Source organism: Streptomyces sp. Q6 (assembly GCF_036967205.1).
GTDB lineage: Bacteria > Actinomycetota > Actinomycetes > Streptomycetales > Streptomycetaceae > Streptomyces > Streptomyces citrinus.
Genome location: NZ_CP146022.1, coordinates 5203590 through 5218883 on the forward strand (window position 1 = coordinate 5203590; position 15294 = coordinate 5218883).

Annotated in this window: 13 protein-coding genes and 1 pseudogene; 11 read left to right on the forward strand and 3 right to left on the reverse strand. The window is 70.9% G+C overall.

Annotated elements, in window-relative coordinates; all coding sequences use genetic code 11:
- Positions 1 to 79 precede the first annotated feature (79 nt).
- The 4 genes from V2W30_RS24310 to V2W30_RS24325 are packed head-to-tail and all read left to right on the forward strand — an operon-like array spanning position 80 to position 2923.
- The gene (locus tag V2W30_RS24310; protein ID WP_338699717.1) at positions 80 to 598 is read left to right on the forward strand and encodes a phosphatase PAP2 family protein; all 519 of its coding nucleotides are present in this window, start codon (positions 80 to 82) and stop codon (positions 596 to 598) included.
- On the forward strand, positions 595 to 1563 hold the full coding sequence (locus V2W30_RS24315; protein WP_338699719.1) for a decaprenyl-phosphate phosphoribosyltransferase: 969 nt from the start codon (positions 595 to 597) through the stop codon (positions 1561 to 1563). Before V2W30_RS24310 ends, V2W30_RS24315 begins: the two co-directional genes overlap by 4 nt.
- Before the next feature lie 8 nt (positions 1564 to 1571).
- On the forward strand, positions 1572 to 2027 hold the full coding sequence (locus V2W30_RS24320) for a GtrA family protein (protein WP_338699721.1): 456 nt from the start codon (positions 1572 to 1574) through the stop codon (positions 2025 to 2027).
- Positions 2015 to 2923: a YihY/virulence factor BrkB family protein gene (locus tag V2W30_RS24325; protein WP_338699723.1), complete on the forward strand. Its 909-nt coding sequence runs from the start codon at positions 2015 to 2017 to the stop codon at positions 2921 to 2923. The genes V2W30_RS24320 and V2W30_RS24325 overlap by 13 nt, the downstream gene beginning before the upstream one ends.
- 15 nt (positions 2924 to 2938) lie before the next feature.
- Here V2W30_RS24325 and V2W30_RS24330 read toward each other — a convergent pair whose 3' ends face one another.
- On the reverse strand, positions 2939 to 4171 hold the full coding sequence (locus V2W30_RS24330) for a D-alanyl-D-alanine carboxypeptidase (protein ID WP_338699725.1): 1233 nt from the start codon (positions 4169 to 4171) through the stop codon (positions 2939 to 2941).
- 109 nt (positions 4172 to 4280) lie between these two features.
- On the opposite strand from V2W30_RS24330, the pseudogene V2W30_RS41640 reads away from it, so the two are divergent.
- The 6 genes and pseudogenes from V2W30_RS41640 to V2W30_RS24355 all read left to right on the forward strand — a co-directional run.
- Positions 4281 to 4355: pseudogene (locus V2W30_RS41640) on the forward strand (SCO4848 family membrane protein); the annotation flags it as partial.
- Positions 4356 to 4409: 54 nt separating this feature from the next.
- Complete coding sequence (locus V2W30_RS24335) at positions 4410 to 6152, forward strand: recombinase family protein (protein ID WP_338699727.1); 1743 nt, start codon at positions 4410 to 4412, stop codon at positions 6150 to 6152.
- Between the two features lie 395 nt (positions 6153 to 6547).
- Positions 6548 to 6790: an SCO4848 family membrane protein gene (locus V2W30_RS24340; protein ID WP_338699729.1), complete on the forward strand. Its 243-nt coding sequence runs from the start codon at positions 6548 to 6550 to the stop codon at positions 6788 to 6790.
- A gap of 9 nt (positions 6791 to 6799) precedes the next feature.
- Positions 6800 to 8056 carry a metallophosphoesterase gene (locus tag V2W30_RS24345; protein WP_338699730.1) on the forward strand — a complete coding sequence of 419 codons (1257 nt, stop codon included), beginning with the start codon at positions 6800 to 6802 and terminating at the stop codon, positions 8054 to 8056.
- Between the two features lie 133 nt (positions 8057 to 8189).
- Positions 8190 to 9743 carry an ABC transporter substrate-binding protein gene (locus V2W30_RS24350; RefSeq protein ID WP_338699731.1) on the forward strand — a complete coding sequence of 518 codons (1554 nt, stop codon included), beginning with the start codon at positions 8190 to 8192 and terminating at the stop codon, positions 9741 to 9743.
- A 246-nt stretch (positions 9744 to 9989) separates the two neighbouring features.
- The gene (locus V2W30_RS24355) at positions 9990 to 10388 is read left to right on the forward strand and encodes an ATP-binding protein (RefSeq protein ID WP_338699732.1); all 399 of its coding nucleotides are present in this window, start codon (positions 9990 to 9992) and stop codon (positions 10386 to 10388) included.
- Here the strand turns inward: V2W30_RS24355 and V2W30_RS24360 are convergent.
- Both V2W30_RS24360 and V2W30_RS24365 read right to left on the reverse strand, forming a co-directional pair.
- Positions 10352 to 11851: an ATP-binding protein gene (locus V2W30_RS24360; RefSeq protein WP_425244588.1), complete on the reverse strand. Its 1500-nt coding sequence runs from the start codon at positions 11849 to 11851 to the stop codon at positions 10352 to 10354. The two genes, V2W30_RS24355 and V2W30_RS24360, sit on opposite strands and share 37 nt — an antisense overlap.
- Positions 11848 to 12570 carry a response regulator transcription factor gene (locus V2W30_RS24365; protein ID WP_338699735.1) on the reverse strand — a complete coding sequence of 241 codons (723 nt, stop codon included), beginning with the start codon at positions 12568 to 12570 and terminating at the stop codon, positions 11848 to 11850. The genes V2W30_RS24360 and V2W30_RS24365 overlap by 4 nt, the downstream gene beginning before the upstream one ends.
- Before the next feature lie 169 nt (positions 12571 to 12739).
- Between V2W30_RS24365 and V2W30_RS24370 the strand changes: the two genes are divergently transcribed.
- Complete coding sequence (locus V2W30_RS24370; protein ID WP_338703740.1) at positions 12740 to 15154, forward strand: MMPL family transporter; 2415 nt, start codon at positions 12740 to 12742, stop codon at positions 15152 to 15154.
- Positions 15155 to 15294: the final 140 nt, after the last annotated feature.

Here is a 15294-nt window from a genome sequence, read left to right on the forward strand (position 1 = left end):
CTCACCGAAATGGGTGATTGATCGGGTGTCATACTAAATTGCCCAAGCTACGGGCTATTTGGGATCCAGAGTGAGCCACATGGACGACATGGACCGCCGATTGCTGTCGGCACTGCGCGACTGTGGCACCGACCGGCGCGTGGCGGCCACCGCGCGCGCCCTGTCCTGGGCCGGTGAACACGGGGCGCTCTGGCTGGCGGCGGGCCTGGTGGGCGCCGCCGCCGACCGCGAACGCCGCTCCGCCTGGCTGCGCGGCACCGCACTCACCGCCGGCGCGCACCTGGCGAGCATGGGCGTGAAACGCGTCGTACGCAGGCCCCGCCCCGAAGCGGGCATCGGCGTCGAGACCCCTCGTACGGACCGCGGGCCGGCACTCCTTCCCAGCTCGCACGCCACCTCCGCGGCGGCCGCGACCGTCGCCTACGGCGCGCTGCGCCCGGTCGGCGCCCACGTCGTACCGCCCCTCGCCGCCGCCATGTGCGTCTCCCGGATGGTCGTCGGCGTGCACTACCCGTCCGACGTCGCGGCGGGCGCCGCACTCGGCGCCCTCACCGCACGCCTGGGCGCACGCTGGATGACCGGGGGAGCGGCCCGATGACCGAACGCACCGAACGCACCGAACGACTCGCCGTCCTCGACAGGCCACGCGAAGCCCGGCGGACCGCACCACGCGTCACACCGCTCGCACTGCCCGCCGGACTGCTCAGGACGGCCCGCCCACGCCAATGGGTCAAGAACGTCCTCGTCGTCGCCGCGCCCGCCGCCGCCGGAGAACTCTTCTCCCGCCACGCCCTCCACCAAGTCACCCTGGTCTTCGCCCTGTTCACGGCCGCCGCCTCCGCCGTCTACCTCGTCAACGACGCCCGCGACGCCGACGCCGACCGCGCCCACCCCGTGAAACGCAACCGCCCGGTCGCCGCCGGACACGTCCCCGTACCCGTCGCCTACGCCGTCGGCGGCGCCCTCGCCGTCCTCGCCCCGGCCGCCGCCGCGATCCTCTGCAACCCGGCCACCGCCGCCCTGCTGACCGCCTACGTGGCCATGCAACTCGCCTACTGCGTCAGCCTCAAGCACGTCCTCGTCGTCGACCTCGTCGTGGTGACCACCGGCTTCCTGATGCGCGCGATGATCGGCGGACTCGCGCTCGACATCCCGCTCTCGCGCTGGTTCCTGATCACCACCGGCTTCGGCGCCCTGTTCATGGTCTCCGCCAAGCGCTACTCCGAAGCGGTCCAGATGGCGGGCAAGGACGGCGCGACCCGCGCCCTGCTCACCGAGTACACCACCGGCTACCTGCGCTTCGTCTGGCAGTTGGCGGCCGGCGTCGCCGTCCTCGCCTACTGCCTGTGGGCCATGGAGGAAGGCGGCGTCGCACGCAGCAGCCTGCTGCCCTGGCGCCAGCTCTCCGTGGTCGCGTTCCTCCTCGCCGTCCTGCGCTACGCCGTCTTCGCCGACCGGGGCACCGCCGGAGAACCCGAGGACGTCGTCCTGCGCGACCGGGCCCTCGCCGTGATCGGACTCGTCTGGATCGCCATGTACGGACTCGCGGTCGCGGACTGGTGAGGCACCCCATGCGCGAACGCCTCAGACGACTGGGCCCCGAACTGCTCGGCTTCGCGGCCGCCGGAGTCTGCGCGTACGCCGCCGACCTGGGCCTCTTCATCTGGCTGCGCGGGCCCGTCGGCATGGACCCGCTCACCGCCAAAGCCCTGTCGTTCGTCGCCGGCTGCTCCGTCGCCTACGTGGGCAACGCCCTCGGCACCTACCGGCGCAAGACCGCCCAGGTGTCACGACTGCGCCAGTACGGCGTCTTCTTCGCGGTCAACGTGGCGGGCGCGCTCGTCCAGTTGCTGTGCATCGCCGTCTCCCACTACGGCCTCGGCCTCACCTCGCAGCGGGCCGACACGATCTCCGGCGCGGGCATCGGCATGGCACTGGCCACGGTCCTGCGGTTCTGGGGTACCCGGACCCTGGTCTTTCGCACGGGACCTCGGACGCACTACAGGGTGGGGTCATGGACTGGCTGAAGAATCTTCCCGTCATCGGGCCGCTCGTCGTCCGCCTGATGCGGACCCACGCCTGGCAGGCGTACGAGCGTCTCGACGAGGTCAAATGGGCACGGCTCGCGGCCGCGATGACCTTCATCAGCTTCCTCGCGCTGTTCCCCCTGCTCACTGTGGCCGCCGCCGTCGCCGCGGGCACACTCAGCACGGCCCAGCAGCAGAAACTGGAGGACCAGCTCAGCGACCAGGTCCCGGGCATCTCCGACCAGCTCGACATCGCCTCCCTCGTCGACAACGCGGGCACCATCGGCCTCGTCGCCGGCGCCCTGCTCCTGTTCACCGGCATCGGCTGGATCGGCTCCATGCGGGACTGCCTGCGCGACGTGTGGGAGATGCCCGACAGCGAGGAGAACCCGATCCTGCGCAAGGTCAAGGACGCCGGCGTCCTCGTCGGACTCGGCGCCGCGGGACTCGCCTCGGTCGCCGCGTCCACCTCGGCGTCCACCGCCGTCGGCTGGACCGCGGACCGGCTCGGCATCGACGAGAACGGCTGGGGCGGCGTCCTGCTCCAGGTGGCGGCCTTCGCGATCGCGGTGCTCGCCGACTTCCTGGTCCTGACCTACGTCCTGGCCCTCCTGCCCGGAGTGCACCCGCCACGACGGGACCTGGTCATCGCGGCCCTGATGGGCGCCGCCGGATTCGAACTCCTGAAACTGCTGCTCGGCGGCTACATGAAGGGCGTCGCGGCCAAGAGCATGTACGGCGCGTTCGGCACACCGGTCGCCCTGCTCCTGTGGATCAACTTCATGGCGAAGCTCGTACTGTTCTGCTCGGCGTGGACAGCCACCCACAAGAAGGAGTCCGCGGCTCCCGGAGCGGCGGACCCCGAAGAGGAAGCGGCGGCGCCGCCCGTCGACTGACGGCGCCCCGCCCCGTCAGTCGTTCGTCCGCAGCGGCCACTTCTTGCGGACCACGAACACCGCACCCGCCAGGAGCACCAGCACACCACCGGTGATCGCCAGCGCGATCCCGATACCGCTGGAGCCACCGGACGTCGACACCGCCGCGTGCGCGGCCGGCTTCGCGGCGGGACCAGCGTCACCCGTGGGACTCGACGCCCCCGCGGCCGGCGACTCGGTCCCCTCGGCCCCGACGAGCCGCCCCACCGGAGTGACCTTGCCGTCCGCCGCGAAACCCCAGTCGAGCAGCCGCGCGGTCTCCTTGTAGACGGCGTGCGACTCCTTGCTGTTCTGCGGGGTCATCACCGTCACGAGCAGCACCTTGCCGTCGCGCTGGGCGACGCCCGTGAACGTGGCGCCCGCGTTCGTCGTGTTGCCGTTCTTCACCCCCGCGATGCCCTTGTACGGGGAGAGGTCGCCCTCGCCGGTGAAGAGCCGGTTGGTGTTCTGGATCTCGAAGGTCTCGGTCGTCTTCCCCTTCTTCTGCTTCTTGGGGAGCTTCGCCGTGACCGTCGAGCAGTACTCGCGGAAGTCGCCGTTCTGCATACCGGAGCGGGCGAACAGCGTCAGGTCGTACGCGGACGAGTACTGGCCCTTCTCGTCGTAGCCGTCGGGGGTGACCACATGCGTGTCCTTCGCCCCCAGCTCGTCCGCGTGGGCCTGCATGTCCGAGACGGTCTGCGGAACACCGCCGTTCATCGCGGACAGCACGTGCACCGCGTCGTTGCCGGACCGCAGGAAGACACCGAGCCACAGGTCACGGACGGTGTACGTGTACTCCTCCTTGATGCCCGCGACGCTGGAGCCGGTGCCGACGCCCTGGAGGTCCGACAGCTCCACCTTGTGCTTCTGCGTCTTCGGGAACTTGTGCAGGAGCGTGTCCGCGAACAGCATCTTCAGCGTGCTCGCCGGGGGCAGCCGCCAGTGCGCGTTGTGCGCGGCGAGCACCTCGCCCGACTCGGCGTCGGACACGATCCAGGACTTCGCCGTCAGCTCCTTGGGCAGCACGGGGGCGCCCGCCCCCAGGTTCACCTGGGTGCCCGGCTTGCCGAGCTGCGCACCACCGACCGTCGACATCCGAGCCGGGGGCTTGTCGGCCGCGGCCGCGGGAGCCGTCGCCGAGAGGGCGAGCCCGGAGGCGCTGAGCGCGACGGCGGCGGCGGTGACCGCGGACTTCTTCAAAAAATACGACGCATGGGTGGCAGGCACGGACGTGAACGTACATGTACCCGGCCCGTAAGTCTCCGCCGAGGTGTTCTGTGTCTCCTTGTCCCCACCCCGGCGGCGGTGCGCGATACCCGCTGGCGATATTGAACGCATGAAGCTCAGCCGCCCCGTCTCCTGGTTCCTGCTCGCCTTCGGGGTGTGGAGCTGGTTCATCTGGATCACTTTCTACGTGTGACTAATTGCTGGCGCTTCAACGACACGGAAGAGCAGGTGAGAGGCCATGACTCCCTTCGTCTCCCCTGTGGGAGCCGAGCATCTGGACACGGTGCGGGTGGCTGTCTACGCACGGCAGTCCACAGCCCGCCCGGACTCCTCCGAGGCGTCCCCGGAAGCGCAGCTGGCGTCCGGCCAGGCGCTGGCCGCGAGCCGGGGGTGGGAGGTGGTTCACACCTTCAAAGACGTCGGAAGGTCCGGTTGGGATCCACAAGTGGTCCGTCCGGCTTTCGAGAACCTCATGGCCGCCGTGCGCGCGGGCGAGGTCGACGCCGTGGTGGTCAACGAACTGTCCCGGCTGACCAGGCAGGGCGCACACGACGCCCTGGAGATCGACAAGGAGTTCAAGAAGTACGGTGTGCGGTTCGTCTCCGTCCTCGAACCGTTCCTCGACACCTCGAACCCGATCGGCGTGGCGATCTTCGCGCTGATCGCGGCGCTCGCGAAGCAGGACAGCGACATCAAGGCGGAACGCCTGCGCGGAGCCAAGGACGAGATCAGGGCGGTCGGCGGCCGGCACTCCAGCTCCGCGCCGTACGGCATGCGGGCGGTCCGCGAGAAGATCGGCAACCTTGTCGTCTCCGTCCTGGAGCCGGACGAGGACAACCCGGACCACATCGCGATCGTCGAGCGCATGGTGGAGATGTCGTTCGCCGGAATCCCCGACAACAGGATCGCGACGACGCTGGAGTCAGAGGACGTACCGGCCCCGGGGGAGGCCGAGCGCCGGGCGACGGAGAAGCGCATGAGCTCCATCAAGAAGCGCCGTGTGTCGCACGACGACAGCCCCATCCGGTGGCGAGCCCAGACGGTCCGCTGGATCCTCTCCCACCCGGCCGTCGGAGGCTTCGCGAGCGAGCGCGTGAAGCGGGGCAAGGCGTACGTGAACGTGATCGCCCGGGATGAGGGCGGCGCACCCCTGACACCTCACCGGGGCATTGTTGCGGGCGCCAGGTGGCTCGCACTCCAGGAGAAGCGAAACAAGCGCACCAAAGCCAACCGGCAGCCCGGCGGTGAGGCGACACCGACTCTCCTCAGCGGTTGGCGCTTCGCGACCTGCGAGGTCTGCACGGGTTCCGTGGGCCAGAGCAAGAACAACGGCGGCCAGGACTACTACATGTGCGCCAACCCGAAGGGCCATGGCGGGCTGAGCATCAAGCGCAAGGACGCCGACGACCACGTGGCCCGCTCGGTATGGGCGCGCCTGACCACGGCGGACCCGGACAACGACGCGGACAGGGAGTGGCTCGCGCAGGCGGCACTCCGGTTCGCGCTTCAGCGCGATCTCTCCGGAGTCCAGGAGGAACGGCGAGAAACGGAAGCCCACTTGGAGCACGTCCGCGACTCCATCACCGAACTCCAGGCCGACCGCAAGGCGGGCGTCTACCGAGGCCGCGACGAACTGTCGATGTGGCGCGCGACGATGGAGCAGTACCGGACCTTCGAGGACCAGTGCACGGCCAGGCTTGAGGTTCTGAACGAACAGACCGCCGCAGCGATCCAGGTCCCGACGGAATGGCACGAACCGGGGGAGGACCCGTTGGGCCCCGGCTCGCCCTGGGCGACGTGGGATGTGTTCAAGCGCCGCGAGTTCCTCGACCTCTTCCTTGAGGGCGTCTCGGTCGGCCCCGGCAGGGACCTGGAGACCCGGAAGTACATCGCCGTAGAGGACCGGGTGACGCTCAACTGGCGGAGCCTTGAGTCGGACGATGACCACGAGGACGACGAAGAGACTCTGGCCGCCCTCTGACGCCCAAGCCAAGCCCCGGTAGTCCCTTTCCGGGCCGCCGGGGCTTTCTGATGCCCGCACACGGAGTGGGCGGGGCCCTTCGGCGGACCGAGTGCCCGCTCTCTCGCAGCTCTGCCCGTGCACCACGCGCGGGGCGCACTTCGGTCTCGCGATGCCTGCCGGGGCTGCGGTGGTCGCGCGACGCCGCCACCCGTCAGCCGGTCCGGCGGCGCGAGCACTGAGCGGGACGACTCCCCGGCGGCCCCGTCCGTGCGCTTCCCTCGTGGCGCGTGGGCGGGGCTTCTACTTGCCCGCGTTCGCTCGCACGCCTCTCAGTACAGAGACCCTGCCGCAAGATCACCACAGGCCCGTTCGATACTGGCAGGGCACGGCCATCCCACCCCGGAGGACACCCCATGAAGCTCAGCCGCCGCGTCTCCTGGTTCCTGCTCGCGTTCGGCGTCTGGTCTTGGGTGATCTGGGTGACTTTCGTCAAGAACCTGTGGCAGGACGGCAGCGGCCTCGCCTTCGACGACGCCGGGGATCCGACCGCGTACTTCTGGGTGCACCTGACGCTCGCCGTCGTTTCCTTTGTCTTGGGGACGATCGTCGGGGTCATCGGGTTGCGCGGAGTGCGCGCACTGCGTCGTACGGCATAGGCGGCCGGCGTGATCGTTCTCTATGTACTGATCGGCGTCGCCGTGCTCGCGGCCTTCGCCGGGCTGCACTATTACGCCTGGCGGCGGCTGGTGCGGGACGCGACGGCGGGGCCCGGGTGGCCCAGACGCGTCGGTGCCGCGGTGTTCGTGGCCGGGCCCGTGGCGATGTTCGGGGCGCTGGTGGCCGAGCGGGCCGAGGCGCCGTTCCCGCTCCAGCAGGTGCTGGCGTGGCCCGGGTTCCTGTGGATGGCGTTCTCGCTGTACCTGGTGATCGCGCTGCTGGTGGGCGAGTTCGTACGGCCACTGCTGCGGCGCGTCCTTGAGCGCGGGGCGGCGGCGGAGACCACGGCGGCGGAGGCGGCGGCGACCGCCGAGTCCGAGGCGGCCTCGAAGCCGGAGCCCGAGGTGCCCGAGGCGTCCTCGGAGCCGGAGGCCGCCGCCCCCACCCGGCGGCTCGTCCTCGCCCGTACCGTCGGTGTCGCCGCGACCGTGGCCGCCGCCGGTGTCGTGGGCAACGGCGCGTACGGCGTGCTGCGCGGGCCGAAGGTGAAGCGGGTCACCGTGCCGCTGGCGAAACTCCCGCGCTCCGCGCACGGGTTCCGGATCGCGGTGGTCAGCGACATCCACCTCGGGCCCGTGCTGGGCCGGGGTTTCGCGGAGCGCGTCGTCGACACCATCAACGCGACGCAGCCCGACCTGATCGCGGTCGTCGGCGACCTGGTCGACGGGACCGTGGACGATCTCGCCCCGGCCGTCGCACCGCTCGCCGGCCTGCGGGCACGGCACGGGACGTTCTTCGTCACCGGCAACCACGAGTACTTCTCCGGCGCCGAACCATGGGTGGAGCACGTCCGCGCCCTGGGTCTGCGGCCGCTGGAGAACGCCCGTGTCGAGCTGGGCGCCTTCGACCTCGCCGGCGTCAACGACGTCGCGGGCGAGAGCTACGGCGACGGCCCCGACTACGGCAAGGCGCTCGGCGACCGGGACCGCTCCCGCGCCGCCGTCCTCCTCGCCCACCAGCCCGTGATGATCCACGAAGCGGTCGAGCACGGCGTCGATCTCCAGCTCTCCGGGCACACCCACGGCGGCCAGCTGTGGCCCGGCAACTTCATCGCCGACGCGGCCAATCCGACCCTCGCCGGCCTGGAGCGCTACGGCGACACCCAGCTCTACGTCAGCCGGGGCGCGGGCGCCTGGGGTCCGCCGGTGCGGGTCGGCGCGCCCTCCGACGTGACGGTCGTCGAACTCGCCTCGAAACAGGCCTGATCCCTGGTGCGGAGCCCTTCGGGGCCCCGCACGTCTCACGCCTCGAATACCTCACCAACCTCTCTTCCCACCGATCAAACTCCTGTGGTTCAGTGACCTCGGTCACTGGGGAGTGGCCGGGGGAGGATGTGTCATGCGCAGGGTTCGCATGCGGATCGTCGCGTCGCTGATGGTGCTCGTCGCGGCGGGGGTGGGCGCCTGGCAACTGCTGCCGCAGGAGCGCGCCGAGGGGAAGACGGTCACGGTCGGCACGACCGACGCCGTCACCTCGCTCGACCCGGCGGGCGCGTACGACGCGGGGTCGTGGGCACTGTTCAGCAATGTGTTCCAGACCCTCCTGACCTTCGACCCGGGCGGCACCAAGCCGGTGCCCGACGCGGCCGAGTCCTGCCGGTTCACCGGCGGCGGCCTGCGCACGTACCGCTGCACGCTCCGCGCCGACCTGCGCTTCCCGAGCGGGCGCCGGATGACCGGAACCGACGTGAAGTTCTCCTTCGACCGGGTCAGGAAGATCGACGCGAAGGTCGGTCCGGCCTCGCTCTTCGACACGCTCGGCTCCATCGACGCGAGCGGGCGCACGGTCACCTTCCACCTGTCGTCGCCGGACGCCACGTTCCCGTTCAAGGTCGCCACGGGCGCGGGGTCGCTCGTCGACCGGAACGTGTACCCGGCGGACGCGCTGCGCGGGGGTGACAGTGTCGACGGCACGGGCCCGTACACCCTGACGTCGTACACCCCGGGCAGCAAGGCCGTGCTCGCGCCCAACTCCCGGTACCGGGGCCCCGCGAAGGTGCCCGCCCACTCCACCGTCCTGCGCTACTTCAAGGACTCGGCCGCGTTGCAGTCCGCGTGGGAGCAGCGGGCCGTGGACGTCGCGGCGCGGCAGTTGCCGCCCGGTCCGCTCGCGAAGCTGTCGACGAGCGATCCGAAGCAGCGGCTCACCGAGGTCGACGGTGCCGAGACCCGCAACCTCGTCCTGAACGTGCGCGAGGGCAAGCCGCTGCACGACCGGCGGGTGCGCCAGGCGCTCGCGTCGGTCGTCGACCGCGACGAGCTGGTGGAGTCGGTGTACCAGGGGACCGTCGACTCGCTCTTCTCCGTGGTGCCGCGCGGTATCACCGGGCACACGACGTCGTTCTTCGACGCGTACCCGAAGCGGGATGTGGCACGGGCGCGGAAGCTGCTGCGGGAGGCGGGGGTGGCGACACCGGTCCGCTTCGAGTTCGCGTACTCGCGCGGCGCCGCCTCCAAGGCCGAAGCCGCCGAGATCAAACGGCAGTTGGACGGCACGAAGCTGTTCTCGGTGACGACGACGTACTACGACTGGGAGAAGTTCCAGGCCCGGTACACGGCGGGCGAGCTGGACGCGTACGCGGTCGGCTGGCTGCCGGACTTCCCGGACCCGGACACCTTCACGGCGCAGCTCGTGCGCACCGGTTCCGGCATGCACAACGGGTACAGCAACAAGCGGGTCGACGCTCTGATCGTGGCGAGCCAGCAGTACGAGGAGCGCAGCCGCGCCCTGCGCGACCTGCGCACGCTCCAGGAACTCGTCGCGCGGGACGTGCCGTTGATCCCGCTGTGGCAGCGCAAGGAGTACGTGCTCAGCATCGAGGACATCACCGGCGGCCAGTACCTCTCCGACGGCACGGGCGTGTTCCGGCTGTGGAGCCTCGACTGGATCTGACCTGACCTCGCTCACCTGGCCCGTCCGGTTCGGTTCGGGTTCGCTCCGCTTCGGTTCGGAAGAGGCTGGATCCGACCCTTCTGGATCTGTCCGGATTCCGCGGAGGGGAAAGTGACCGCCATGACATACACGGCGGTCGCCACGCTGCATCATGTGTCAAATCCGTGTTCGTCGTGTTCACCATGTGGGTGAATGCGGGAGAAGTTGCCGAGGGCACGGAAGAAGATGCGGAGGAGGTGGCTACGTGTGTTGCGGCGCAGTGCTTTCCGGCTGCCGCGCCACCCGGCCTCGGTGGGTGTGGCGCGGACGCGCGTGCGTGATCATCTGGAGGTGTGGGGGCACACGGGGCCGGCCGACGGTCTCGACACGGCGGTCCTGCTCGTCTCGGAACTGGCGACGAACGCGATCCGCCACGGGCCCCTGCGGGAGCGGGAGTTCGAGGTCGCGGTGACGGTTCTCGCGGACGGCTCCTGCTTCATCGAGGTGTCCGACGAGTCCGGTGCGCACCCCGAGCCGCGCCTGCCTCATTCCCCCTACGACGAGCACGGCCGCGGCCTGCACATCGTCGACGCCCTCGCCGAGGCGTGGGGCGTGTGGCACCGGGGCCGCTACGGCAAGACGGTGTGGGCGCTGGTGCGTTCCTGACCCGCGCTCGTGTCCGTACCGGCGGGCAGGGACACGGTCACCGTCAGTCCCCCTCCCGCCTCGTCGCCCGACCGAACGGCCACCGTGCCCCCGTGAGCCGTGACGACGCCCTGCACGATCGCCATGCCGAGCCCGCTGCCCGCGGCCCCGCCGGAGCGGAAGAACCGGTCGAAGACCCGCGCCGCGTCCTCGTCCGCGAGTCCGGGCCCCTCGTCGGCGACGGCGAGCCGCACCACCCCGTCCTCCCGCGTGACGCGCAGAGCGACCGCCGCGTCCGCGGGCGTGTGCACGCGTACGTTGCCGAGCAGATTGCCGAGGACCTGCCGCAGCCCCGATTCGTCGGCCTGTACGAGGACCGCGCCCTCGGCGGTCACCGACACCGGCCGCTCGGGCTGCTGCACCCGCAGGTCGTCGGCCGCGTCACGCACGAGACGGCTCAAGTCGACGTTGCGCAGGCGTAGTTCGGGCTGCTGGTCGAGGCGGGCCAGGGTGAGCAGTTCGTCGACGAGGCGCTGCATGCGGTCGGCCTCCGCGTTCACCCGGCGCCAGGCGCGGGCCCGCTCGTCGGGGTCGCGGAGCATGCCCTTGTCGTAGAGCTGGAGGTAGCCGCGGATCGCCGACAGCGGGGTGCGCAGCTCGTGGGAGGCGTCGGCGACGAACGAGCGCAGTTGGGCGGCGCTGCGCTCGCGGGTCTCGAAGGCCGATTCGACCTGGTGGAGCATGGAGTTGAGGGCGAGGCGGAGCTGTTCGGTCTCCTGGACGGGGTCGCGGCGCTGCGGCACCCGCCGGGTCAGATCGCCCTCGGCGATGGCGGACGCGGTCTCCACCATGTCCTCCAGGGGCCGCAGCCGCCGGTGCGCGCCGATCATCGTGAGGACCCCGAGCAGCAGCAACAGGACGACGCCCGCGGCGAGATCGACGCGCAGCACCTTGTGGATGCCGGAGTGCAGGGCGCCGGTGGAGGTCGCCATCAGGACGGTGGTGTCGTCGGCGAGCCGGGCGCCGACCACGCGGTAGGGGCCGCCGTCGAACGACACCTCGCGGGGTGTGTCGCGGCGGGCGAGACCGGCCGGGTCGTCGACGGCGCCGGCCAGCGCGCGCTGGCGCGGCGTCGGCCGGAGCGTGCCGACGGGCACCGGGTGACCGTCCTGGTCGACGGCGACGAACACGGACCCGGAGCGCGGCAGGGCGCCCGCGCCGTCCGAGGGCTGCATCTTGTCGAGGGCGATTCCCAACTCGCTGAGGGCCTGCACCTGTTTGAGGGTGATCCCGGTGCGCTGGATCGAGGTGCGGGACGCCTTCAGTTCCTCGTCGATGCTGTCGATCAGGTAGTGCCGCATGGCCATCAGGCTGATCGCGGTGGCGGCGATCATGCCGAGCGCGAGCAGTCCCACGCTCGCGACGGTGAGCTTCACGCGCAGCGAGTGCACTCCGCGGCGGTGGTGCTTCATCAGCGCCCTCATGAGGCGGCGAGCCCGTACCCGACACCGCGCCGTGTCGTGATCAGCGGCGGTCCCAGCGCGTCGAGTTTGCGGCGCAGATAGCTGATGTACGTCTCGACGACGGTCGACTCGGCCGTCGCCGCGTGCTCGAACTGCCAGACGTGACGCAGGAGTTGTTCCTTGGTGACGATCCGGCCGCCGTTGCGCACGAGGAACCGCAGCAGCGCGTACTCGGTGGGCGTCAACTGGACGCTCCGGCCCGCCCGGTGGGCCGTGTACGTGGCCTCGTCCAGCTCCAGATCCCCGTACGTCAGCGGCGGCCGCTGCGGCAGGACGTCGACGGAGCGGGTGCGGCGCAGCACGGCACGCAGCCGGGCGACGACCTCGTCGATGTTGAACGGCTTGGTGATGTAGTCGTCGCCGAAGCCGAGCGCCCCGACGACCTCCGCGGGGGCGTCCCGCGCGGTCAGGAACACGAGCGCCAACTCGGGCTGCCGGGAGCGCAGTTCGTGTGCCAGCGCCCGGCCGTCACCGTCCGGCAGCATGATGTCGAGCAGCGCCGCGTCGGGCCGGGTCCGCTCGGTGAGCGCGAGGGCCTGGCGCACGGTGCCCGCCGTCATCACGTCGAAGCGGTGGTAGCGCAGGGCGATCGCGAGGACGTCGGCGATGCTCGGCTCGTCCTCGACGACCAGCACCGTCGCGGGGGTTTCCTGCTCCTGATCCGTCCCGTTGACCGTCATGAGCCCAGTATCGGCGCGCCCCGGCGTCAACCGGCCCGCTCCTCCTTGGAGTTCCTTGAGAGTCATGGGCGCGTCGCGGAAATCGGCGGGCTCCGCGGTCGATGCTGTGGCGCAGGCCCGGGGGACGGCCGACGAACGACGCATCGACAGGAGTGAGCACGTGACGGCATTGGCACGGTGGTGCTATCGGCACCGGCTCGTGGTCCTTGTGCTGTGGCTGGGGGCACTGTTCGGCCTGGGGGCCGCGGGCACGACGGCGGGGACCGACTACTCGAACGTCTTCTCGCTGCCCGACACCGACTCCACGACGGCCTACGACGAGATGACGAAGGCGTTCCCCGAACGCTCCGGCGACACGGACACCGTCGTCTGGAAGGTCGGGGACGGAACGGTACGGGACGCGTCCGTACGGGCCCGGATCGAGCCCGCGCTCAAGGACATCGCCGGGATGAAGGGCGTCGGCGATGTCGCGAGCCCCTACGCGGGTCCGCGGGGCGCGGCGCAGATCAGCGAGGACGGCACCATCGCCTACGCCCAGGTGACCTTCGCCGAGCAGGCGAACTCGGTGCCCAAGGGCCTCGTCGAGGATGTCGTCGACCGGGCACAGCAGGCCGAACAGGAAGGCGTGCAGGTCGAGTTGGGCGGCCAGGCGATCACGCGCGTCCAGGAGCCGCCGCAGGGCCTGTCCGAGCTGGTCGGCATCGCGGCCGCTGCCGTGGTCCTGTTCCTGGCGTTCGGCTCCCTGTTCGCGATGGCACTGCCGATCGTCATCGCGGTCATGGGCGTGGGCACCGGCGCGATGGCGACGACACTGCTCAGCCACGTCACCGACGTTCCCGAAGTCGCGCCGCTGCTCGGCTCGTTGATCGGGCTCGGCGTCGGCATCGACTACGCCCTGTTCATCGTGACCCGGCACCGCCGCGGTATCCAACGCGGCCTGGAGCCGGAGGAGTCGGCCGTCCAGGCCCTCAACACCTCGGGCCGTGCCGTGCTGTTCGCGGGCGGCACCGTCTGCATCGCGCTCGCCGGAATGCTCGTGATGGACATGCGGTTCCTGGACGGTGTCGTCGTCGCCACGTCCCTGACGGTGGTCCTGTCCGTGCTCGCCGCGGTCACCCTGCTGCCCGCCCTGCTCGGCATCCTCGGCCCGCGCGTCCTCAGCCGCCGGCAGCGCCGTCGCCTGGCCGCGGAGGGGCCCGAGTCGGCCGAGGCGAGCGGTCTGGCGGCGCGCTGGGCGACGTACGTCCAGAAGCGGCCGCGCGCGATCGGCGCCGCGGCCCTCGTCGTCATGCTGGCGCTCGCGATCCCGGTGCTCTCGCTGCGCCTCGGTGCCACCGACCAGGGCAACCACAAGGAGTCGACGACCACCCGCCAGGCCTACGATCTCCTCGCGGAGGGCTTCGGCCCCGGCTTCAACGGCCCGCTCCAGGTCGTCGTGCCCGGCGGCGCCGACGCCACGGACCTCGTCGCGACGATCCGTACGACCGAGGGCGTCGCGCAGGTCGCCGCCGCCCCGCCCGCGAACGGCGTCTCCGTGATCCAGGTGGTCCCGACGACGTCACCGCAGTCGGCCAGGACGGACGAACTCATCGACCGGCTGCGCGACGACGTGATCCCGGCCGCCGGGGTCGAAGCGCACGTCGGCGGTGTCACGGCCGTCTTCAAGGACTTCGCGGCGGTGACCGGTGACCGGCTGCCCTACTTCGTCGGCACGATCATCGCCCTCGGGTTCCTGCTCCTGCTCATCGCGTTCCGCTCGCTCGTCGTGCCGCTGACGGCGGCCCTCATGAACCTGATCGCGGCCGCGGCCTCCTTCGGCGTCCTCGTCGCGATCTTCCAGTGGGGCTGGGGCGCGGAGGCGCTCGGTCTCGGCAAGGAGGGCCCGATCACGGCGTTCCTGCCGGTCATCATGCTCTCGCTCCTCTTCGGTCTCTCCATGGACTACCAGGTGTTCCTGGTCAGCCGGATGCACGAGGAGTGGGTGCACACGAAGGACAACGCGCGCGCCGTCCGCGTCGGCCTCGCCGAGACCAGCCGCGTCATCAACTGCGCGGCGCTGATCATGGTCTGCGTGTTCTCCGCGTTCGTCCTCAGCGGCGACATGGAGGGCGCGATGGCGGGCATCGGCCTCGCCGCGGCGGTCGCCCTCGACGCGTTCATCCTCCGTACGGCGCTGGTGCCGGCGGCGATGCACCTGCTCGGCCGCTCCAACTGGTGGCTGCCCGCCGGACTGGACCGCCGCCTGCCGCACCTGGCGGTGGAGCCGCGCGAGACGCCCGCGGCGCCGCAGCCGGAGGCCACGGCCGCGACGGGGGCGACGGTCGTGCACGGGTTCCTGCGCGGCCCGGACGGGGAGCCGCTGGGCGACGCCACCGTCACTCTGATCTCCCGAGGCGGCCGCCAGCTCGACCGGGTCGACTCCCTGGCCGACGGCTCGTACATCGTGGCGGTGCCGGAACCCGGCGCGTACGTCCTCGCGGTGACGGCCCGTCAGTCGGCGCCGGTGGCACGGCACATCACGGTGGGGGAGGCGCCGCTGGTGTACGACGTGGAACTGTCGGACGACGTGGACGTCTCGCCGTAGGCGTCGTGCGGCGACGAGGTGGAGGGGGCGTGGCGGGCCGGTCGCGGGACACGACGCGACCGGCCCACCGGCCTCTCAAGGACGGTCCTCAAATACGGCCCTTAAGGACGGCTCCTCAAAGGCGCCCCCTCAAGGACAGC